12 protein-coding genes are annotated in these 21059 nt (G+C 69.5%); 5 read left to right on the plus strand and 7 right to left on the minus strand.

Annotated features, from left to right (window positions below; genetic code table 11):
• Positions 1-50: 50 nt before the first annotated feature.
• The 7 genes from F2Q65_RS04710 to F2Q65_RS04740 all read right to left on the minus strand — a co-directional run bounded on the left by F2Q65_RS04710 (position 51) and on the right by F2Q65_RS04740 (position 11273).
• Positions 51-3353, minus strand: coding sequence for a mechanosensitive ion channel domain-containing protein (locus F2Q65_RS04710; RefSeq protein ID WP_170265522.1), 3303 nt, complete (start codon positions 3351-3353; stop codon positions 51-53).
• A 227-nt stretch (positions 3354-3580) separates the two neighbouring features.
• Complete coding sequence (locus F2Q65_RS04715) at positions 3581-5458, minus strand: glycine betaine ABC transporter substrate-binding protein (RefSeq protein WP_170265523.1); 1878 nt, start codon at positions 5456-5458, stop codon at positions 3581-3583.
• Positions 5455-7020: a BCCT family transporter gene (locus tag F2Q65_RS04720; protein WP_150090937.1), complete on the minus strand. Its 1566-nt coding sequence runs from the start codon at positions 7018-7020 to the stop codon at positions 5455-5457. Before F2Q65_RS04720 ends, F2Q65_RS04715 begins: the two co-directional genes overlap by 4 nt.
• A 318-nt stretch (positions 7021-7338) precedes the next feature.
• Positions 7339-8754, minus strand: a complete 1416-nt coding sequence (locus tag F2Q65_RS04725) for an NAD(P)/FAD-dependent oxidoreductase (protein ID WP_150090939.1) — start codon at positions 8752-8754, stop codon at positions 7339-7341.
• A 220-nt stretch (positions 8755-8974) separates the two neighbouring features.
• Positions 8975-10507, minus strand: coding sequence for an esterase/lipase family protein (locus tag F2Q65_RS04730; RefSeq protein WP_150090941.1), 1533 nt, complete (start codon positions 10505-10507; stop codon positions 8975-8977).
• A 78-nt stretch (positions 10508-10585) separates the two neighbouring features.
• On the minus strand, positions 10586-10819 hold the full coding sequence (locus F2Q65_RS04735; RefSeq protein WP_150090943.1) for a glycine zipper family protein: 234 nt from the start codon (positions 10817-10819) through the stop codon (positions 10586-10588).
• A gap of 67 nt (positions 10820-10886) precedes the next feature.
• Entirely contained in the window at positions 10887-11273 is a 387-nt protein-coding gene (locus F2Q65_RS04740; RefSeq protein ID WP_170265524.1) for a Rap1a/Tai family immunity protein, read from the minus strand.
• A gap of 376 nt (positions 11274-11649) precedes the next feature.
• On the opposite strand from F2Q65_RS04740, the gene F2Q65_RS04745 reads away from it, so the two are divergent.
• From F2Q65_RS04745 to F2Q65_RS04765, 5 genes are all read left to right on the plus strand, one after another.
• Positions 11650-13179, plus strand: a complete 1530-nt coding sequence (locus F2Q65_RS04745) for an alpha/beta hydrolase (RefSeq protein WP_150090945.1) — start codon at positions 11650-11652, stop codon at positions 13177-13179.
• Positions 13179-13883, plus strand: coding sequence for a DUF481 domain-containing protein (locus F2Q65_RS04750; RefSeq protein ID WP_170265526.1), 705 nt, complete (start codon positions 13179-13181; stop codon positions 13881-13883). Before F2Q65_RS04745 ends, F2Q65_RS04750 begins: the two co-directional genes overlap by 1 nt.
• Before the next feature lie 48 nt (positions 13884-13931).
• A complete protein-coding gene (locus F2Q65_RS04755) occupies positions 13932-15878 on the plus strand; it encodes an autotransporter assembly complex protein TamA (RefSeq protein ID WP_246155973.1) in 1947 nt (648 codons plus the stop codon).
• Positions 15878-18490 carry a translocation/assembly module TamB domain-containing protein gene (locus tag F2Q65_RS04760; protein ID WP_150090949.1) on the plus strand — a complete coding sequence of 871 codons (2613 nt, stop codon included), beginning with the start codon at positions 15878-15880 and terminating at the stop codon, positions 18488-18490. Before F2Q65_RS04755 ends, F2Q65_RS04760 begins: the two co-directional genes overlap by 1 nt.
• Positions 18491-18587: 97 nt before the next feature.
• Positions 18588-20849, plus strand: a complete 2262-nt coding sequence (locus F2Q65_RS04765) for an ATP-binding response regulator (protein WP_150090951.1) — start codon at positions 18588-18590, stop codon at positions 20847-20849.
• Positions 20850-21059 lie beyond the last annotated feature (210 nt).

Below are 21059 nucleotides of genomic sequence, written 5' to 3' on the forward strand. Positions count from 1 at the left end.
CGAATCGCGTGCGGATTTTTGGCCAGGATGGCCAATGAATCAGCGCCGCATTAGGTCAGCGGAGCATCGCGCATCCTGACATCGCGTCGTGGCAGGCCGATGGGGATACCGGCTTCGCGCAGCCGCCGGTCGATGGCGTTGACCAGATCGCCGCGGATCCTGAGCCGGTCGGCGATGGTCGGCAGGAAGACCCGCAACATCAGTTCCAGTCCGCGCTCACCCAGGTTTTCGACCGTGATCACCGGCGCCGGGTCAGTCATCACCCGCGGGTCCGCCGCGGCCACTTCGCCGAGGATGCGCAGGGCCGTCTCGGTGTCGCTGCCGTACTCGATGCTGACCAGGATATCGGCGCGGTTGATCTGGTCGGACAGGGTCCAGTTGATTACCTCGCTCGTGATGAGCTGCTTGTTTGGGACCAGCAGCTCGCGCTGATCCAGGGTCCGGATGGTGGTGGCACGGATCTCGATACGGGCCACCACGCCGGTGTTCTCGCCGACGCTCACGGTGTCGCCAACGCGGATCGGCCGTTCGAACAGGATAATCAGCCCGCTGATGAAATTGGCCACGATCTCCTGCAGGCCGAAGCCGATACCCACGCCGAGCGCGGCCACCAGCCACTGCACCTGCTGCCAGCTGAGTCCGAGCCGCCCGGCCACCGACAGGGTGGCAACGGCCATGACGGCGTAGCCGGTCAGCGCGATGATGGTGTAGCGACCGCCGGCACCGATGCCGGTGTTCTTGAGCAGCAGGATCTCCAGGAGCGCCGGCAGGTTGCGTACCGCAATCACGGTTACGGCGACGATCAGCAGCATCACGCCCAGATCCGCGACCGTCACGGGCAGAAGGTCCTCGCCGCCCTCCCCCACGCCCGAATTGCCCCAGAGCGGGATGCGCTCAAGCACGTTCAGTGCCGGCAGCACGTCCGCCCAGAGCACCCAGAGCCCGACGCCCGCGCCGAGCGCGATCAGGGCATTGACCAGCCGACGGGTCTGGACATCCAGGGCCACGAGGTCGACGGTCTCCTCGTCCGTCTCACCGGCGTCCGTCCGCGCCCGGGCCTCGGCACTGGTTTCGGTATTGGCCTCGGCCTCCGCCATGGCCTCATCCTGCCGCTGCGCCTCGCGCCGGGCCCGCCGCTCCAGGGCCACGCGCAGCGCGAGCTCGCGTCGGGTCACCAGCAGCCAGCGCACGATGGATTGCTGCAAAACCACCAGCCCGAACAGCAGCCACAGCTGACCAAGCCAGAGGTCGAACAGGGTCACCGCGGTGTAGTGGAAGCCGGCCAGCGTCAGGATGGACAGCATCAGCGGCACCGCCACGGCCAGTGGATACCAGAGGTGGCGCAACCGATTGGCGAGGCCGTTCGGCGTCTCGGCCAGGAGGTCCCGCAGCAGCCCGTGCCGCGGATGCAGGGCCACGGCAACCAGCAGCGCAAAGCCCAGCGTGACACCGGTCAGGGCCAGGCGGCCGAGGGTGGCGGCCTGGAGTTCGCCGAGGGTGCTCATCACGGCCGCGACGAAGGCCAGCGGCAGCAGGGTCCAGATGGCGATATCCAGGGAGCGACGCAGCCGCCGCAGCACCAGGGTGCGCCAGCGGAAGTGACGCTCCGCCACACCGCCGGACATGCATAGCATGCGAAAGGCGCGCAGGCAGAACAGCGGTGGCGCGATGCGCAGCAGGCCGTTGCCGACGGCGTAGGGGAAGGCCTCCGGGCTGGGCGCGCTGATCAGGATGAGCCCGAGCAGGGCCAGCAACAGCGACACCGGCGCCGCCAGAAGCAGCGTCAGCAGGATGGCGCCGAGGGTGTAGGCAAAGCGGTCTTTGCTGATTCTCCGCAGCGGTGCCGCCGTGGCGCGGATGCGCTGCCGCAGCCACCGGTCAAAGACCAACAGCAGCGCGACCACGAGCAGACCGACCCACCAGCTCCAGGCAGCGGCAAGACCGGCGGCCAGGGCCTGCGCCACCAGCAGCCAGTTGCTTGGGCTCACCAGCTCGGCGATGACCCGCGGCAGCGCGTCAAAGCCCTGCTCGGTCACAGGTACATGACTTCGCGTCCACAGTAGACGCTCATCCAGGAAGGCGCGATAGTCCAGGATGACAGTGCGCAGCGACTCGGCGGCCAGGTCCAGCTCCGCAAGCGCACGCAGATGCCGTTCTTCGGCCTCGATTGCGCCCTCGAGCAGGTCGACGCGACGCCTGATCTGCTCATCGAGCTGCGCCTCGAGTGCCTCGGCCGTGACGGGGTCCAGCTGGGCGAGCTCGGCACCGAATTGCCCCGCGGCACCGGGCCCGAGCTGAAGCAGTTCCTCGCGCCATTGTAGTTGGGCAAGCGTCGCCTCGGCCTCTGCATCCGCGCGCTCGGCAGCTTGCTGCCTCAGTTCCCGGACGCTTGGCAGCCGCTCGCGCCGGTCCACGAGCGCACGTCCCATGGCGCGACTGATCCCGGCGGCGGCGATACGCCGACGGTCGTTGTCGAATGCCTGCTGCAGGGCGCGGCTGGTCGTCGCGGTCTCGGCGCTGGCGGCCTCCGCCGCCGCCGCCCGGGCCTTGATCTGGTTGATGGTCTCGGCCACCGCGGCATTGGCCCGCACCAGCGCCCACACCTGGGGATGGGCATCCGCGGCAGCCTCCTTGGCGGCCTCGATCTCGGCCAGGACCCGATCGGCCTCCGCGCGCCGGCGCTGCTCTTCCTGCGCCTGCAGCCAGGCCTGTCGGGCCAGGGCGCGATCCAGGGAAAGCCTGGCCTCGTCGCGCTGCGCCAGGGTCAGGGCGCGGCGGACGTCGGCGCCGAGCAGTTTCTGCTCCAGCACCAGGGCCTCGGCACGCAGGCGGTCGCGCTCGCTCTCCAGCAGCCAGTAACGGGTCAGCGCCTCCGCGCCTTCCGCGCCGGCGGCCAGTGCGCCCGCGAGCTCGTCCTCCAGGTCCAGTGCCCGTTGGCGCAGCTCGGCGAGCCCACGGAACCAGCCCGGCAGGGCGTCAGCCTCCTCGGCCAGCGCCTGCTGCAGGGCGTCCAGCCGCTCCTGTCGCGTCGCGACCTCGGCCGCCTCTTGCACCAGCAGGCGCCGCACGGCGGCAAGATCCGCGTCAGCCGGCAGTTCGACGGGGGGCTGCGGCAAGGGTTCCATGGCGGACAAACGCGCGCGGATGGACTCGGCCTGACCCGGTGCCCGCGCCTGCCGCTCCTGCAGCCTTGCCGCCTCGTCCTGCGCCGCCGCCTGTGCGGCCAGATTGTCCAGCACCCGCCGATACTGGCCCAGCAGGCGCTCCCGCTCCTCCTCGGCCAGATCGGTAGCGGCCTCGGCCTCGGCCATCCTGGCCTCCACCACCGCGGGGTGTGCGGCAAGGGTGGCCATGGATCGCTCGAACCCGGGAGCGGAGGGCGATCCGTTATCCGGCGGCGGAGACGGTGCCTCCGACCGGGCCGGGACAACGGGCGCGACCAGGAGCAGGAACAGCAACAAGGGCGCGATCACGCAGGTGCCAACGGTGTCCTGCCTACGCCCTCGGTCCGTGCCCCGCCACACCTGTGCCCACTGCCGGTGCCGGCGGACCGTACCGAGCCACCCGCGCATGAGCGCGTTCAGACGGGCGCTCTCCGATACAGCAACCAGACCAGCCAGCCGAGCAGCGCGACGACGAACAGCGTCAGTACCGAGACGGCGGGCGAGGGGTTGATGCGGGCCGGCGGGCTGGGCAGCTCGGGCGCCAGGGCGGCAGCCTGCGGCAGGATCGGGTTGATCTGGCCACGGGTGTTGAGGGCGGCGTTGATCGCATCCACTGACTGGTTCGTGAGCGGCAGGGCGGTCGGGATGAAGTTGGCCCCCGGACCATGGTTGCCGATGGCCGAGTCCGGCAACGGCGCCGGGCCGGCGAGCACGAGCTGGGTGACCAGCGTCTCCACCGGCTGGCGGAGCTGCGGATAATCCGTCGTGCTCAGGCGCGCACCCTGCAGGTAGGGGAAAACGATCCGGTTGCTGCCGCTGCTCCAGTCGCCAACCGACAGCAGCGTCAGCCCTCGTTCGAACAGCTCTAGCACCGTCCAGTTGCCGATGGGCTGCATCAGCAGTGCGATGTCCGCCGCGCTGGCCAGCATGGCATCGGCCAGGGCCTGGGCATCCGCGCCTTCCACTGGCACCAGTTCCGCGTCGAGCCCGTAGGCATCGATCATGGATTCGGCCGCGCGATAGCCGCTCGACCCCTCGGCGCTGGTGACGATGCGACGGGCCTCTTGCAGGTCGCCCACATCGGGTCTTAGCGCGAACAGGTGCAGGTAGCTGTTGCCCACCAGAGCCACGGCCTCGACGCCCGAGCGCAGCGGCGGCTGGCCGGTGAGGGGATCGATCGAGCCTGGGGAGAAGAAGGCCGGGGCACTGACCAGGGCGACACGCGCATTGCCGGCCTGGACCTCGCCAAGCGGGTCCGGCGCCGGCACCAGCCGCACGTCACGGGCCGGGAAGGAGCGGCGTAATGCCCGCAGTACCGCCGCCGCCTCACCGTCGGCGTTCGCCGAGGGAGAGATGGCCACATTCAGCGCCTGCCGCGGGGCCTGGGCCGCGAACCCTTCGATCAGGCCGAGCCGCATCAGCTCCGCGCGGGCCACCACGCCAGGGTCTTCTCCGCGCAGGACCACCCGGCGCTGCAACGTGCGGATGCGCTCATCGGAGATGCGGCCGGCAAGCTGCCCGAGCACCGTGGCCAGGGCCGGGAAACGCGCCAGTGCCTGCTCGCGGTACAGCAGCGCGGCCTGCTCGTTCGGGAAGAATGCCAGATCGTCCTGCAGGACGCGGAGATCGAACTCCTCGATCTGCGGATCGGCGCGCGTGATCAGGCTGACATCGATGCGTCGCTCGATGAGCATGTCGTACAGCCCCGAGCGCTCCCGCAGGGGCACCTCCAGGACCGAGCCAAAGCGCATGCCATACCGGCGCAGCAGCGGTTGCAGGCCGTCGATGGGGCGCTGCTGAAACTCGTCGTCGACGCCCAGGCTGAGCTGGGGAGCACGGCGGGCGAGATTGGAGATGGTCTTGATGCCGAGCAGACGTGCCCGGTCGTTCAGCATGGCCAGGCCATAGTCGTTGTCGAAGCCCAGCGGCTCGCTCCAGCCGAGCCCCAGCGGGGCGAAGCGCTCGCGCACGCGCGCCAGCGCGGCGTCCGGATCACGCAGCTGCGCCTGCCCGAGCATGGTCAGGCCCGTCCCGGTGTATTCCGGGTAGATGTCGATCTCACCGCGCTTCATTGCCTCCAGCGTCTGCCGGGTCGTGCCGAGCCCGATGCGACGCAGAACCGGGATGCCGGCCTCCTCCGCCAGCGCCGCGACCATTTCCGCCACGATCTGGTTCTCCGGCGACTGCTTGCCGCCGACGATCAGCGGCGCGCGATCGCGCCCGCAGCCGGATGACAGCAACAATCCGAGGATCAGCAGGGTGGCCGCCAGTCGCGAAAACAGGGTCGGATTCATGCCGCATGCCCCCCATCGCTGGATTCCGGCTCGGCCCGGTGCGCCGTTGCCGTGCATCGCTCACCGCGGATCTCGCGCAGGAAACCGACCACCTGCAGCAGCAGCACCACAGAGAACGGCACGGCGCCGGTCACGGCCATGGCCTTGGCCACGTCCACCGAGCCGCTGAACAGCGTCGCCACCGTGAGCACGGCCACCAGTGTGCCCCAGATCAGCTTGTAGGCCAGGGCCGGGTTCAGGCTGCCGCTGCTGGTCATCATCGACAGCACGAAGCCGCCGGAGTCGGCGGAGGTGACGAGGAAGATGAAGATCAGGAACAGGGCGACGAAACCAAGCACCTGCCCCAGCGGAAAATAATCCAGGAAGACGAACAGCGCCCGGGTCACGTCCTGGAACACCAGCTCGGCGATGCCGCCGGCGCCGACCAGCTCGATGTAGATGCCGGCACCGCCGAGGGCCGCGAACCAGAAGATGGAGAACAGCGTCGGCGCCAGGATGACCCCGGCGCAGAACTCACGGATGGTGCGGCCGCGGCTGATGCGGGCGATGAAGATGCCGACAAAGGGGCCCCAGGCGAGCCACCAGATCAGGTAGGTCAGGGTCCAGCTGGCGGTCCAGTCCTGCTCGCCCTCGAACGGCAGCAGGCGGAAGGCCAGCGCCGGGAGCTGTGTCAGGTAGGTGCCGATGGCATCGATGAAGGTCTCGAAGATGAACGCGGTGGGTCCGAACAGGGTGATGAACAACAGCAGCAGGATGGCGACGATCATGTTGATGTTGGACAGCAGCTTGATGCCGCGATCGACGCCGACGGCGGCGGAGGTCATGTAGGTGGCGTACATGATCCCCATGATCAGCAGCGACATGCCGAGGTTGATCGGCGTGCCCACCAACTCGCCCAGCCCGGCGCGGATCTGCAGCGTGCCCATGGTCAGCGAGCCGGCCAGGCCGAACACCACGGCAACCACGCCGAGCACGTTCGCCACGCCGCCGATGCGGCGACCCGTGTTGCCGGGAAACAGCCATTCGATGGGGGTCGAGATCATCGGCCGCGCCCCCTTGCGGAAGGTGAAGTAGGCGATCACCAGGGCACAGATGCCATAGGTGGCCCAGGCATGCAGCCCCCAGTGCAGGTTGGTCAGGGCAAAGGCCCGTCGGGCGGCCTCCGCCGTCTCGCCGGCCATGCCGGGGGGGGCGCGAAAATGGTACAGGGGCTCGGCCACGCCCCAGAAGATGAGCCCGGCGCCCATGCCGCCGGCGAACAGCATGGCAATCCAGGAGGTGGTGGAGAACTCCGGTTCCTCATCATCGGCGCCGAGCTTGATGTGGCCATAGGGCCCGAAGGCCATGTACCCGGCCAGGATCAGAAAGCCGGTGCAGATCAGCAGCCAGTACCAGCCGACCCCGGTCAGCATGAACGTGGTGAAACCGAGCGAGGCCCCGCTCATGCCCTCGGGGTCGATCAGCCCCCAGGCGCCGAACGCAGCCACGAACAACAGGGACAGAATGAAGACGCGATCGAGTGTCACGCCGGCAATCGTGCGCTGGGTCGCGGACTTTGCCATGCATTTACCTCCGCTTGATTGAACGCTGATTCGCAGGCCCGGTCACGCCGAATAAAGGGGCGACCGCTGTGGGCGAGTGTCGGGGTTGCCGACCTGCATCTGAAAAGCTGGCGACCGGTCAGACGGCGCCTGCGCGTTCCTGAATCTTAATGGAGCCGCCAGCCGCCAGCTGAAAGCCTTGTTTCACAGCCGATTTTCGGCCGGTTGCCTTTTACCCAACGGATGATCGCCAGATCCATGAAAAACTCGGCCAGGCGCTTGACCGGGCGGCGCTGGCGGCTGGCGGCTGGCGGCTGGCGGCTGGTCTCTCGTTCCAGGTTAAAACGAGATCAGCTTGCTCGGCTGCAGACGCGCGCGCAGCGCCAGCAGGGCGCTGCCGATCGGAACGGCAATGGGCGCCAGATGGCGGCCGAAGGGCAACGGCAACTGCGGAATCCGGCACAGCATCTCGAAATCGTCGTTGCGGCCCTGGATCGCATCGCTGATGGCCTTGCCGATTCGCACGGTTTGCGCCACGCCGTGACCACTCCAGCCGAAGACACTGTAGATGCTGTCGTCGATACAGTGGGCGGCGGTCGCCCCACGGGCGGTCAGATCGGCGGCGCCGCTCCAGACATAGTCGATCTGAAAGGCCGCTTGCTGCGGAAACAGATAATGCAGGCGCTGCTCGAAGTAGCGCCTGGCCTTCTCGATCGACCAGCGCGATCCGCTTCCGGCGCCGCCGAACAGCAGGCGCTCCTCGCGCACGCGGCGGTAGTAGTCGATCTGCAGCGAGGTGTCGTACAAGGCCATGTCAGTCGGCATCAGCGCGGCGCTGCCGCCTTCGATCGGCGCGGTCACGGCGACATAGCTGTAAAAGGGGATGGTCGCGCGCGCCTCCCGTGCGAGCAGACCATGGGTGGAGACATGGGCCGCAATGACCAGCCTCCTGGCCTGGATGACACCGCCGTCGGTGATGACCTCGACCCCATCGGCCCGGCGTCTGATGGCCGTCGCCCGGGTCTGCTCGAAGACTCGCCCGCCGCTGCTGACCAGCCCATGGACGAGCCCCAGATTCAGCGCCAGGGGGTGCAGATGACCACCGATCGAGTCGAGCACAGCGCCATGGTAGGCAGCGCTGACGACATGCGCCTGGAGCGCCTCGCGCGACAGCAGCTCGGCGCTGGTGTCACCGAGCCGCGCCCGGGCCTCGATGCCGTGCTGCAGGGCTGTCAGGTGCCCGGGGTGGATCGCCGCGGTGAGATGACCGGGCTTGAGGTCGAGCTCCAGCGCCAGGCGCTCGGCGAGGGCCTTGATCAGGTCCATGCTTTCGTGCGCGGTGAAGCGCCAGAGCCGCCTGGCCTCGTCCGGCGAGAAGTGCTGCAGCATCGTCTCGGCCTCCCAGCGCGCCAGGCCTGGCGTGAGCTGGCCGCCGTTGCGTCCGGAGGCGCTGGCGCCGACGCTGTCCTGCTCGATGAGCACAGTATCGACGCCGGACTCCGCCAGGTGCAGCGCCGCCGAGGCCCCCAGCAGTCCGGCGCCAATGACGACGGCCTCGCAGCGGATGTCCTCGGTCAGCGGGGGCCAGGACGGGGGTTCAGCGAGCGAGGCGCGATAGTAGTTTTCGCTGTCGCGGCGCTGCGGCTGGCGTCGCTGCCAGGACCAGTCGGCCAGGCTGTTGCGCCAGCTGGGTTGATCTGGCCCGGACTGATCTGGCCTGGGTTGATCGCGCAGGCGTGGCTTCGGATTCGACATGCGGGGGCTCCTCGCAACGGCACTTTCTCCACTAAGGCTCCATAAGGCGCCCTCAGGCTCCACCAGGCGCCCTCGGGGTCAGCACCGCATGGTTTTCGCAGACGCGCATTCTGACCCAAGGCCGTTCCAGGGTCGGCACCCACGGCCGGGATAGTTTCGGACTGCTGAGTTTCTCTCCTTCAGCGCTCACTTCAGCGGGGCACGGAGAACGCCGGTTAAATCAGCCTTTGCCCGGGGCTCCTGGGGGCTCCGGGGGGGGCTCCAGTTCCAGGCGCAGGATCCGCTTGAGCTCGTCGACGGCGTCCGGATGGCTGATGCCGCCATGGTCGGTGGGCACGACGCGCTCGGACTCGGCCGCCGGCAGATGCGCGCTGAAGTAGGGAACGACGCCGTCGGAGCTGCGCGAGAGCTCGCCGCGGCGGCCCCGATTGCCGATCACCGAGTGCGCGGGCACGCTCAGCGCTGCCTGGTCGAGGGCCTGCAGGAACGGCGACTCGGGCGAGAGCCCCTGGATGCTGGTCGGAAAGCGGCCGTAGCCGGCCGGCCCTGCCAGGCTGTCCATCGCCGCACTCAGCTCCATGCGGATCCAGTTGGGCAGGCGGATCAGGCGCGAGAACCAGACCGCGAGACTGAAGGTCGCCAGATGGCTGCCCCGGTGGGGCGTAAACATGAAGACCACGCGGCTGACATCGGAGCGCGGCTCGAAGATCAGCGCCCGGGCGACGGGGCTGTGACTCGGCAGCTGCGAGACACCGGGGAGCACCCGCTCGGCGTCGCTCGGGTCGAGTCCGGTGACCTGCGCCCGCGACAGCACCCCGCCCATGCTGTATCCGACCAGGACGATGGGCTGATCCAGGGCATGCGCGCGTGACGCTGCGTCCAGGGCCTCTCGCAATTGCAGTGCCGACAGGGGCACCGGCTGGGCGGTCGGATAGAAGAAGAACCAGATCTGGTAGTGATCGCGGATGACCGCGTCCGCCATCAGCTCGCGCACCAGTCCGTCCCACATCCGCGGAGTCGTCATGAGTCCGTGCACGAGCACCAGGGGACGCTTGTCCGGCTCGAAGGGCTGCAGAAAGCTCAGCCGCGACTGGCCCGCGAAGCGGTCCGCCCGCAGCAGATAACGCAGGCCGTCGAAGGGGCTCGGACCCATGGACCGCGTGGCATCGAAGGGGGCCGACAGGTCCATGGCGACCGGATAGGCGCGCTCGCCGAGATCGATCGATTCCACGCGCAGGGGGTTGGCCAGCGCCAGCTCCGGCTGTCCCTGCTGGTTGCCCGGCAGGGCAAGGGCCGTCATGGGTACATGGAACCCTCCGATCGGCGCATTCGCACCGCCCGGCACGATATGGCCGACGGCAGGCACGCCGAGCCCGGATCGTTGCAGGCCGGAAGCCGTTTCTGGCTGGTATTTGACCAGGCGAATCGAGGCCAGGTCCTGGGGCTCGCGCCAATCGGGCGCGTTGGTCGCCGCCCATTCGATTCCTGGCTCCGCCTCGCCCGCCGCGGCGGCCGGCAACACGCGCCTGAGATTACGCTGGTATCTGGCAAGGGCGCGCTGGGTCTCGGCTTCGGTGCTCTGCGCTGAGCCCAGCACGTTCAGGGACCGTTCGATGCGCTCGGCCGAGGTCGCACGTGCCGCTGGCGGCGGGACGGTTTGACAGGCGCCCAGGGGCACGATCAGCGCCGACAGGAGGAATGCCCGGATATACCCCCTGGGTAATGGCCGAGGACAGTGTTCGGGCTGCGGCATGGCGGGCACAGTACCCCTTTGCGGGCGGCCCGACAAGCCGAACGAGCCGAGCCGGAATCGGCTCGGCTGCGGCCTGCGTCAGTCGATGTTGCCGCGGCGATGCTGGTCGAACAGGAATCCGCCGACGGCACCGGCGCCGGCGCCGATGGCAGCGCCGCGGCCGGCATTGCCGCTGAGGGAGCCGATGGCGGCGCCGCCGGCGGCACCCATCAGGGCGCCGCTGCCGGCACGGCTCGTCGTGGTCTCACCGCAACCGGCCAGCGCCAGCAGTGCGATGAGTGTGAGCGGGATCGAAAGGGCATTACGAGTCATGAGCGTATCCTCAGAGTACGAGAGCGCGGAGTCATCGCTGGGCCTGGCCCGGCATGGGATGGAGCGATCAGCGGCACGGATAGGCAGACGCCAGTGCCCTCACCAGCCCGACAACCGGCTGTTCGGCCATGAGCGTGGCGTCATCTTTGTGCGTCAGCGACCAGCGCAGGAAGGCCTTGCGCCCGTCCTCGATGCTCGTGCCCTTCGGGTAGCAGATCAGGCGTTGGAGATTCTTGCGATCGGACACGCCGTCGTGATACTGCACTGTGGCCTCGATGAAGCCGGTACAGGCGAGCTGCGCCGGCGAGGCCGCATCGGCGGAGCAGACCGCGTACAGGTCTTCCGTGGTGTCGAAGGCGAGATCCGATGCGTCCAGTGCGGCGGCGGAGCCGGCGATGGTCAGAAGCAGCAATGCGGTGGCGTTGCGCAGGCAGGAACGGGTGGTGGTTGGCACAGTGAAACTCCGTAAACAGTGAGACGCTTGGTGAAATCACCCGACGGGGCTGCTGCGGGCACATCCCGCGCGAGGGCATGCCGGATTGCCGGTGATGACAGTCCGGTGCGTGCGCCAGGCCAGTCCCGAAGCCCCGGGAACTCGAGGGAGGCTACAGAATCGCTCGAGACCCAAGTAAGCTTGTCGGGCAAAATTCCTAGCAAGCGGGCGACGGCCTCGGCGCGTGTGTCACTTGGTCGGTCCATGACCCGCCCCGGTCTGCTAGGCTGGCGTCTGCCGGCTGCCCGCAGCCTCTGCTCGTTGCTGCCGGCGCTCGCCTTTGCGGCGACGCCGCATCAATCTTCCTCTCGACTCAAGCACGATCAGGACGCCCCCTATGCGCCGCACGCTACGCATCTTGAAACGCCTCGGGGCCTGGGGCGGCATCGCGCTGCTCGGATTCCTCATCGGCGTGATCGTCCTCTACATACTCTGGGTGCGCAGCGGACCACAGACGCAGCTCTGGCATGACGTCGAGCTCGAGCAGGAATTCAGCACCGATCGAGCGGATACCATCAACGACCTGGGGCAGTACCTGGCACTGGAGGAGCGGGTCTTCAGGGAACTGGACGAGAAGGTCTATGCGCACACGCCGACCGGTCCGGATCAGGCCCTGAACCGCTTCAGTACCGGCAGCGGGTCAGACCCCCGGGCGCGCGAGCCGAACTGGAACCGCACCTTCGAGCTGATTCCTCCGCAGCCCCGCGGCGGCGTCCTGCTGTTGCACGGCATGTCCGATGGTCCCTACAGCCTGCGCGCCCTCGGGCTGGCGATGGCGGAGCAGGGTTACCAGGTGCTCGGCCTGCGCATGCCGGGGCATGGCACGGCGCCGGCGGGCCTGCTTTCGGTGACCTGGGAGGACATGGCCGCTGCCACGCGCCTGGGCATGGCGCATCTCGCGGAACAGCGTGCCGGGCAACCGCTGCACATCGTTGGCTACTCCACGGGTGCGGCGCTGGCGGTGGACTATGCGCTGGAGGCCATGGCGGCGCGGGATGCCGAGGGCCAGGAGGATGCGCGGGTTCCGGTGCCGGCGGGCCTGGTGCTGGTCTCGCCGGCGATCGGCATCACCCCGGCCGCTGCCGTCACGCCCTGGCTGGTGCGCCTGTCCAGGCTGCCCGGCCTCGAACAGGTAGCCTGGACCACCCTTTTGCCCGAGTTCGATCCCTTCAACTACAACGCCTTCTCGGCCAATGCGAGCCTGCAGGTGCATCGCATGACACGCTCGGCGACGGCACGGTTGCAGCGACTGGCCCGCCAGGGCCCGATCCGGGGCTTCCCGTCCACCCTGGTCCTGCTCACCGAGGTGGACGCCACGGTCTCGCCGGATGCCGCCGTGGACAATCTGCTCGGCCTGCTGGCCGCGGAAGGGCATGAGCTGTTCCTCTACGACCTCAACCGGCTCGGTGTCGTATCGCCCCTGCTCGTGGCCGACACGGCTCAGTTGAATCAGCGCCTGCTCGGTGACGACCGCCTGCCCTTCGCGCTGACCCTGATCACCAATGCCGCCGCCGACACGCGGGCGGTGGTCGCCCGGCGCAAGCCGCCGTTCAGCCCCGCGCCGACCGAGACCGAGGCACTGGATGCGCAATGGCCAGAGGACACCATCTCGCTGTCGCATGTGGACCTTCCGTTTCCGCCGGACGACCCCCTCTACGGCCGCTACCCGCCTAAGGACAGCCATGAGGTCTTTCTGGGGCAGGCGGCGTTCCGCGGCGAGCGCGGGGTGCTCAAGATCCCGGCCCAATGGCTCTTGCGACTGCGCCACAACCCCTTCTACGACTATCAGGAGCGGCGCGTGCTGAGCTGGATCGACGAGGCGAGCCGGCGCGCCACCCGGTCAGAAGCCCAATCATCGGAGAATTGATGGATTCCAAAGCCTCTCGCAACCTGCTTGGCGCATTCGGTGCGTCTCTTCTGCTCACTTCGCTCGGCCTCTGCCGACCGGCACTCGCCGACCAGGTGCTGCTGCATAACGGCGATCGGCTCAGCGGCAGCGTCCTGCGCCAGGCCGGCACCCAGCTCAGACTGCAGACAGCCTATGCGGGCGTGCTCGTGATCGACTGGTCCCAGGTCCGCGAGGTTCGGCTCGACGAGCCGGCCGAGGTGCTGCTCGCTGACGAGACCCTGGTGCAGAACAAATACACCCGCAGCTTCCCGCGGACGCGCTGGTACGGCGCCGCCTGGCTGGACCTGGAGCACGACCGCTTCGCCGATATCCGGCTGCGCTACCACACCGGCCCCGCGGTCGGCTATCGCCTCCTCGAAGGCGGCGCCAGCCGGCTCAGGGCCGAGATCGGCCCCGTCTATCTCACCGAGGACTACTACAGCAACCTCGATCAGGACTTCTGGGGCTCGGGCCTGTTCCTGGACTACGAGCAAGACCTCTGGGGCGAGGCCCTGGAGCTCTATCACCGCAATGTCGCCTTCGTCGCGGCCACCGACAGCAAGAACCTCCGGACCTCCCGGACCGGTCTGCGTGTCCCGCTCGTGGCAGGCTTCATCGACCCGACCACCGAGACCAAGACCACGGATACGACCCTAGGCCTGAAGCTCGGCTATCGGTGCTAACCCCCGCGCGACCGTCTGGCCCGGAGATCGCTTTATGGTCGCGCTACCGTGACGGGCCGAGCCCCCATCGCGCTGGGGCTGGCGCTCGGTGTCGGCGCCCTGATGGCGGCCTGGCTGCCGGCCAGTCCGGTCCTGGCTGCCGCCGAGCAAGGACAGCAGAAGCAACATCAGAATAGCTTGCCCTACCTTGTGCGCATCGAGCCCGTCGGCGATGCGCGGCTGGACCAGATCCTGCAGGAGGCCTCCATGCTCATGGCCTTGCGGGACGAGGCCGCCGTGGGGGCCTTTGCGCTGATCGCGCGCGCGGAGCAGGACGGCGACCGGCTCGACCGGGTGCTGCGCAGTTTCGGCTACTACGATGCCGTGATCCAGATCCGCATCGATGCGCTGACCCTCGACCACCCCGGCCTGGTGCCGATGCTCCTGGAAACTGCCCCCGGCGGGCCGATCCAGGTGTCCATCACCATCGATACGGGGCCGATCTACCGGCTCGGCCAGGTCACGCTGGCAGGGCGGCTGCCGACGACGACCCGGATCGAGCCGGGGCTGACCATTGGCGAGCCGGCCCAGGCGGCGCCGATCATTGCGGCCGGCGAGGCACTCCTGCTGGCCCTGCGCGAGGACGGCTTCCCCTTCGCCCGGGTGCCGGCACCTGAGGCGATCGTCGACCATCACGCGCGGACGATGGTCGTCGTCTACCAGGTCGAGCCCGGTCCGCGGGCACCCCTGGGAGAGATCGACATCATCGGGCTCCAGCGCCTGCGGGAGGGCTTCGTGCGGCGCCGGCTCGGACTGCGGCCCGGCGAGCGCTACAGTCCGACCCGGCTGGAGGCCGCGCGCCGGGCGCTGACGGCGAGCGAGGCCGTGGCCTCGGCCCGGCTGACCCCGGCCGCGGCGCCGGATGCCCAAGGGCGCGTGCCCCTCAGGCTCGAGGTGGCCGAACGGGCGCCGCGGGTACTGCGGCTGGCTGCCGCCTATTCCAGCGATGAGGGCGGCAGCCTGGCGCTGACCTGGATCCACCGCAATCTCTTCGGCGGCGCCGAGCGGCTCAGCCTCGGCGCCGAGCTGAGCCAGATCTCCGCCGGGCAGCTCGGTGACATCAACGATTCGGCCACGGCGGCCCTGCGCCTGCCCGATGTCTGGCGCCGCGATCTCGACCTGGAGCTCAGGCTCGGCGCCGTCAGCGAGCGACTCGACGCCTACGACCGCGATGCGGTGACGGTGTCGGCACTGCTGGAGAAGCGCCGCTCGGCGCGTCTCTTGCTTGGGGCCGGCATCGGCTTCGAACGCGCCTCCGTCCAGCAGGACGGCCCCAGTGAGGACTTTCAGCTGCTCTCCCTGCCCCTGAGCGCGCGCTGGGATGGCCGCGACGACCGGCTCGACCCGCGCCGCGGCCTGCGACTGGAGGCACAGCTTTCGCCGACGGCCGTGCTGCAGGGGGGCGATCAGGCGTTCGTGCGCGCGCGCCTGCTCGCCACCGCCTATCTCGATCTCTCCGGGCCCAATGTTTCTGACCCGGTCACCCGCGGTCAGGTCGCGTCCTCCTCCAACGCGCCAGGTCCGCCGCTGCTGGGCCGCCGGGTGCTCGCGGCGCGCCTGGCACTAGGCCGCATTCTCGGGGCGGACGCCTCCGCGGTGCCCCCGGACTGGCGCTTCTACGCCGGTGGCGGTGGCTCGGTGCGCGGCTACGCCTTCCAGTCCGTCGGTCCGCGCACCGCGAGCGGCTCGCCCGCCGGCGGCGACGCGCTGTTCGAGGGCAGCCTGGAGCTGCGCCAGCGCCTCGGCGCGCGCTGGGGGCTGGCGGGCTTCGCGGATGTCGGCGCTGTCTCCGCCGACGGTTTCCAGGGCCTTGACGATCTCGCGATCGGTGTTGGTCTCGGCCTCCGTTACCACACGCTGGTCGGTCCCGTGCGGGTGGACCTCGCAACGCCGCTGACCCAGACCGAGGACACCGCGCCGGTGCAGCTCTACATCGGCATCGGGCAGGCCTTCTGATGCATCGGCGGCGACTCTCGCGGTTGGCGACACGGGTGCTCAGGCGCTTGCTGGCCCTGACGGTCATCGTCGCCCTGGCGGCCGGGCTCAGCAGCGAGATCGGCCTGGGCCTGGTCGCGCGCGCCATCGGCGCCGCCAGTGGCGAGCGGGTCCAGATCAAGGGCCTGAGCGGTGCCCTACCCTTCGCGCTGCGGGTCGAGGAACTACGGCTCGCCGATGCCGACGGGCCCTGGCTGAGGATCGAGCGCGCTGTCCTGGAGCTTGCGCCGCGCGCGCTCCTCGATGCCACCCTCGCCGTCCACTCGCTCAGCGCCGGCGCGGTCGACCTGCTGCGATTGCCACCGGCCGGTGGCGGCGAAGGCGGCGCATGGCCCCTGGCGCTGCAGCTGGACCGGCTCGACATCGAGCAACTGCGCCTCACGGCCCTGGGCCCGGGGCTGCCGGTGCTTTCGATGCGCGGTGGCGCGGCCTTGTCGCGGATGGGGCAGCTCGAGCTCGAGCTTGCCTTTGGCACGCATGATGGGTCCGGCCCTCGGCTGGCCGGCACGCTGCACTATGCCTCCGGGCAGACATTGTCCTCGGGCGAACTTCGGCTCGACTCCGAACTCGCGCTCGATGACCTCGGAGCCTCTGGTCTCCAGGCGCGCCTGCGGCTGCACGCCCAGGGGCCGATCGAGCGGCTGAGGCTCGATACCGACGGCAGCGTCCGCCTGCCGCAGCGCGCCGAGGACAGCGAGCTGCGCCTTGTCGCGGCCGGCGATCTGGCGCCCTTCGACCGGCGGCTGCAGCTGCACGGGCTGTCGCTGGACCTGACGCATCAGGGGCTGGCTCATGGCCTGCGGCAGCGCGGCACGGCGCTGGTCGCTCTCGACGCCGGCCTTGCCATCGAGGACCTGCGGCTCGGGCTGCTGGCGCCGACACCGGCTGGTCCGCTCGGGCCAAGCGGTGAGCTCCGGCTGAGCGGCCGGCTGACGCCGGCATTCGCCCTCGATGCCAATGTCAGCGAGCTGCCGGTTCCGGTCTTGCTGCGCTGGCTGCCAGTCCCGGCACACGCGCTCGACGGCCTGATCGGCCTGGAGCTGCGACTGCAGGGCACGCCGAAGGCGCCGCTTGGGACGCTCGACCTGCAGGCCCTGGGGCTCAGACCCACCGAGGGCGTGGCGCGCGGCCTGCCGGCGGGCGACCTGCGGCTTGCGCTGCGCATCGGCGAGCAGGCCACTGCCGTCGACGCACGAGCGTCCGCTGGTGCGGGCAGCCAGCTGGATCTGAGCGGAAGGATCGGCGGCTCGCCGTTCACGGGGCTCGGTCCCCTGGCCGTGCGGGCGCGTGGCCAGGTCGATCTCGGGCTGCTCACACCCCTGCTCGCGGCCGGTGGGCGGCAGCTGGACGGTCAGCTTGGATTGGATCTCGGCATCGGCGGCCGCCTGCATGCACCCCGTCTCGATGGTGTCGCGCGGCTCAGTCAGGCGGCCTGGCGCGACCGCCGGCTCGGGCTGGCGCTGACCGACATCGACGGTGCCATCCGCCTGGCCGGCGATCACCTGGAGATCGAGCGCCTCAGCGCCCGCGCCGATCCCGGTACGCTGACTCTCAGCGGGCGCCTGGGCTGGCGTGCGCCGGATTGGCCGGTGGACCTGCGGCTCTCGGCCAGCGATGCGAGTCCGATCGAGCTCGACTGGCTCCGCCTGCGGGGCGATGCGGATCTCCGTCTGCAGGGCGCGCTGGCCAGGCAGGCCGAGCTCGGCGGCGCGCTGCGTTTCAGCCGCGTCGACCTGCGCATCCCCGAGCGGCTCCCGGTCACGGTGGCGACACTGGAGGTGCAGGAGATCGGTGAGCGCCGGCAGCCGCGCCGGGCTGCGCGTCGCGCCATCTGGTCGTCCGGCGCGGACGGCCCCGCGGCGCTGAGACTGGACCTTGCCATCAGCGCCCCGGGCTCGGTGACCCTGCGCGGGCGCGGTATCGACGCCGAGCTCGGTGGCGAGGTGCGCGTGGGCGGGGACCTCGGCCGCCCCGCCATCGCCGGCGGCTTCGGCCTGCTGCGTGGCGACTATACGCTGGCGGGCCAACGGCTGCGCTTCACGCGCGGGCGCATCGGCTTCGACGGTGCCTCGGCACTGGATCCCACGCTGGATCTGGAGGCGCGCGTCAGCACCGCCGGCGCCACGGCCATCCTGGCCGTGCAGGGCACGGCGCGCGCGCCGAGCATCCTGCTCAGCGCGGAGCCGGAGATGCCGCAGGACGAGGTGCTCGCACGGCTGCTCTTCGGCCAGTCGCTGTCCAGGCTCTCGGCGCTGCAGCTCACCCGCCTCGGCCTCGCGGCGGGCGCCTTCGCCGGTATCGGCGGCCAGGGGCCCGGACTCCTGGAGCGCGTCCGCGCCGGTCTTGGCCTCGCGCGCTTCGATATCGACAGCGACGCGCGCCGGCCGGATGATGTCGCCCTGGAGGGTGGCCGATACCTGAATGAGCGGGTCTATCTTGGCGGACGCCAGGGCGCGCGGACCGGTGAGGCACAGGGCGTACTGCGCATGGAGGTGAGTCCGCAACTGCGCCTGGAGACCGATGTGGGCGCCAGCGGCGCACGCGCCGGCGCCGCATTCGAGCTGGAGTATTGAGGCCGGCCCAGGATCCCGCGGCTTGCGCTGACCGCCGGCCCGCCCTCGGGCCGATTGATGGCTAAATCTTTCGCCGTGAGCCCTTAGAATCCAGATCATGGACGGTGATCCCAAACCCTTCTCGCTGCGCACGGTACTGGCCTGCCTCTGGCGGCGCGGCCATCGGGCGTTCGCCGACAGCCGCATCACCCCGCTGATCGTGCTACTGCTGATCCTGGGGCTGCTGCTGCCGATGGTGGCGACGGGCTACTTCATCTTTCGTTCCGAGCTGCGCGCGCTGCATGAGCAGTTCGACGAGGAGCTCCATCGCACGGGGCAGGTGCTGGCGCGCTCCAGCAGCAGCCTGCTCTGGAACCTGCAGCGCGACATTGCCGAGGCGATGCTGCAGTCGCACCTGTCCGACGAGCGGATCTGTGAGATTCGCATCCAGGACAAGCTTAGCGGACGGGTCTTCGTCGAGCTGCACAATGCCCACTGTGAGGGCGCCCGGCACGAGGTATTGACGCCGATCTTCAACGGCAGCACCGAGATCGGCACGGTAAGGCTGTTGATGGGCGACGGCTGGCTGCAGACGCAAATCGCGGGGCGGGTGCGAGAGCTGGCGCTGCTGTTCGGCCTGCTGATGCTCGTGCTGCTGTCGATCGTGGTACCGGCCCTGGTGTTCAAGGTCATACAGCCGTTACGGCGCTTGAAGCAACAGACCGGCAAGCTCTCTGGAGGCAACCTGGCGCTGGCCTTCGAGTGGCGTCAAGGCGACGAGATCGGTCAGGTGGGCCGTGCCATGGACGAGGCCCGCCGCAAGCTGAAGGAGCTGCTCGAGGAGCAGACGCGGCAGGCCGCGCGGCAGGCCATCATCGACCAGCAACGGGAAGAAAACCTGCGGCTCTCGGCCGCCGTCGAGCAGCAGACCCGCTCTCTGCGCGAGGCCATCGCCCGCGCCGAGGCAAGCAGTCAGGCGAAATCGACCTTTCTGTCCACAGTCAGCCATGAGCTGCGCGCGCCCTTGCATGACATCCTGGGCTATGCCGAACTGCTGAATCGCAAGGCGTCGCCGGAGGCACGCGATCAGCTCGCCGTGATCCAGCAGAGCGGCCAACAATTGCTGCGTCTGATCAACGACATCCTCGACTTCAGCCGCGGTGAGGCCAAGCCGATCGTGCTCGAGCCCGTGCCGTTGTCGCTCTCGCGCCTGGCCGACCACCTGGCGAAGGTCTATCGCGCGCGCGCGGCCCAGGGCAACAACCGGCTGATCACCCGGATCGACACCGGCGCGCTGGACTGGGTGCTGGCCGATGAGCGGCGATTGATGCAGATCCTGCGCAATCTGCTGGAGAATGCCTGCAAGTTCACCCAGAACGGTCGCATCGAGCTGCATGTCCAGGCGCTGCCGCGGCGGCCGGCGGAGGACCCGGCGCTCTGCCGGGTGCGGCTGTGCGTCACCGACACCGGGATCGGCATCCCGCGCGCGCAGCGACGGATCATCTTCGAGCCCTTCAACCGGCTCGATCGCCATACCCGCATCGGCGGGCTGGGTCTGGGGCTGGCCATTGCCCAACAGCTGGCCCGCGCCATGGGCGGGCGCATCACGCTGCTCAGCGCGCAAGGCGCGGACTCCGGCAGCCGCTTCAGCCTGACCCTGCGCCTGCCCATCAGTGTGGCGGACAACGCCCAAGTCGATGCGCCCAGGCCCATCCTCGGCTACCGCGGCCGGCGCCGGACCCTGCTCATTGCCGACGACTTTCCCACCAGCCGCGGCTATCTGGCCGATTGTTGCCGGGCCTGGGGCTTTACCGTGCTCCTCGCCGAGGACGGGGCCGAGGCCCTGGAGCAGCTCCGCGCCGCCGAGCCGCCCGTGGACGCCGCGCTGGTCGATCAGTACATGCCACGGCTCGATGCCTGGGGCTTCCTGCGCGGCGTGCGTGCGTCCGCCGCCACCGCCCGGCTGCCGGTGGTGCTGATCTCGGCGGCACAGATGCAGCGGCCCGAGGCCTTACCCGAGGCGATGGCCTTCGACGCCTATGCCATGAAGCCGCTCTCGGAGGCACGTCTGGCGCAGCTGCTGCAGGCGACTCTGGGGCTGGAGTGGGACTATGCGCAGCCGCCCCCGTCTGACAAGGGCCCGCGGGCGCACTCCGCAAAGGCGCCAGTGCCGCGCCCCGCGGCCGTCTCCGACGCCCAGGTCGAGGCCTTCCAGCGCATGCTGGCCCTCGGACAACTCTCGGCCATCCAGCAGTGGGCGCGGGGCATGGCCGAGCAAAGTCCGGAGCAGGCGCCACTCTGGCAGGACATCGCGCAGCGCTGCTCCAGCGTGGATGTCCCCGGACTGCAACGCCTGGCCAAGGCGTGGCAGGAGACCTGAGCTGAGTCGACCGGCCGCAGACCGGCAGCGCGGTTGCGGCGCATACTCTTGCCCTCGGCTCAGTTTTGCTGGTCGGATGCGTATTTGAGACCGCCGGATTGCAGGATGATTTAGCACGAGATGTGACAGGATGCGCCCTGAGCTGTTCTGGGCAACGGGCGCAAGACATCCAGTTCCATCGCCCCTGGGTCCTCGCCGACAGGGAGGGGC

Origin of the sequence: Thiohalocapsa marina, from assembly GCF_008632335.1 — a bacterium.
In the GTDB taxonomy this organism is placed as follows: Bacteria; Pseudomonadota; Gammaproteobacteria; order Chromatiales; family Chromatiaceae; genus Thiohalocapsa; species Thiohalocapsa marina.

What these genes read in the sequence shown, in the direction of transcription:
- F2Q65_RS04710 (WP_170265522.1), bottom strand. Translation starts at nt 3,353, where the DNA reads ATGGCCACCCTTGCCGCACACCCCGCGGTGGTGGAGGCCAGGATGGCC.
- F2Q65_RS04715 (WP_170265523.1), bottom strand. Translation starts at nt 5,458, where the DNA reads ATGAATCCGACCCTGTTTTCGCGACTGGCGGCCACCCTGCTGATCCTC.
- F2Q65_RS04720 (WP_150090937.1), bottom strand. Translation starts at nt 7,020, where the DNA reads ATGGCAAAGTCCGCGACCCAGCGCACGATTGCCGGCGTGACACTCGAT.
- F2Q65_RS04725 (WP_150090939.1), bottom strand. Translation starts at nt 8,754, where the DNA reads ATGTCGAATCCGAAGCCACGCCTGCGCGATCAACCCAGGCCAGATCAG.
- F2Q65_RS04730 (WP_150090941.1), bottom strand. Translation starts at nt 10,507, where the DNA reads ATGCCGCAGCCCGAACACTGTCCTCGGCCATTACCCAGGGGGTATATC.
- F2Q65_RS04735 (WP_150090943.1), bottom strand. Translation starts at nt 10,819, where the DNA reads ATGACTCGTAATGCCCTTTCGATCCCGCTCACACTCATCGCACTGCTG.
- F2Q65_RS04745 (WP_150090945.1), top strand. Translation starts at nt 11,650, where the DNA reads ATGCGCCGCACGCTACGCATCTTGAAACGCCTCGGGGCCTGGGGCGGC.
- F2Q65_RS04750 (WP_170265526.1), top strand. Translation starts at nt 13,179, where the DNA reads ATGGATTCCAAAGCCTCTCGCAACCTGCTTGGCGCATTCGGTGCGTCT.
- F2Q65_RS04760 (WP_150090949.1), top strand. Translation starts at nt 15,878, where the DNA reads ATGCATCGGCGGCGACTCTCGCGGTTGGCGACACGGGTGCTCAGGCGC.
- F2Q65_RS04765 (WP_150090951.1), top strand. Translation starts at nt 18,588, where the DNA reads ATGGACGGTGATCCCAAACCCTTCTCGCTGCGCACGGTACTGGCCTGC.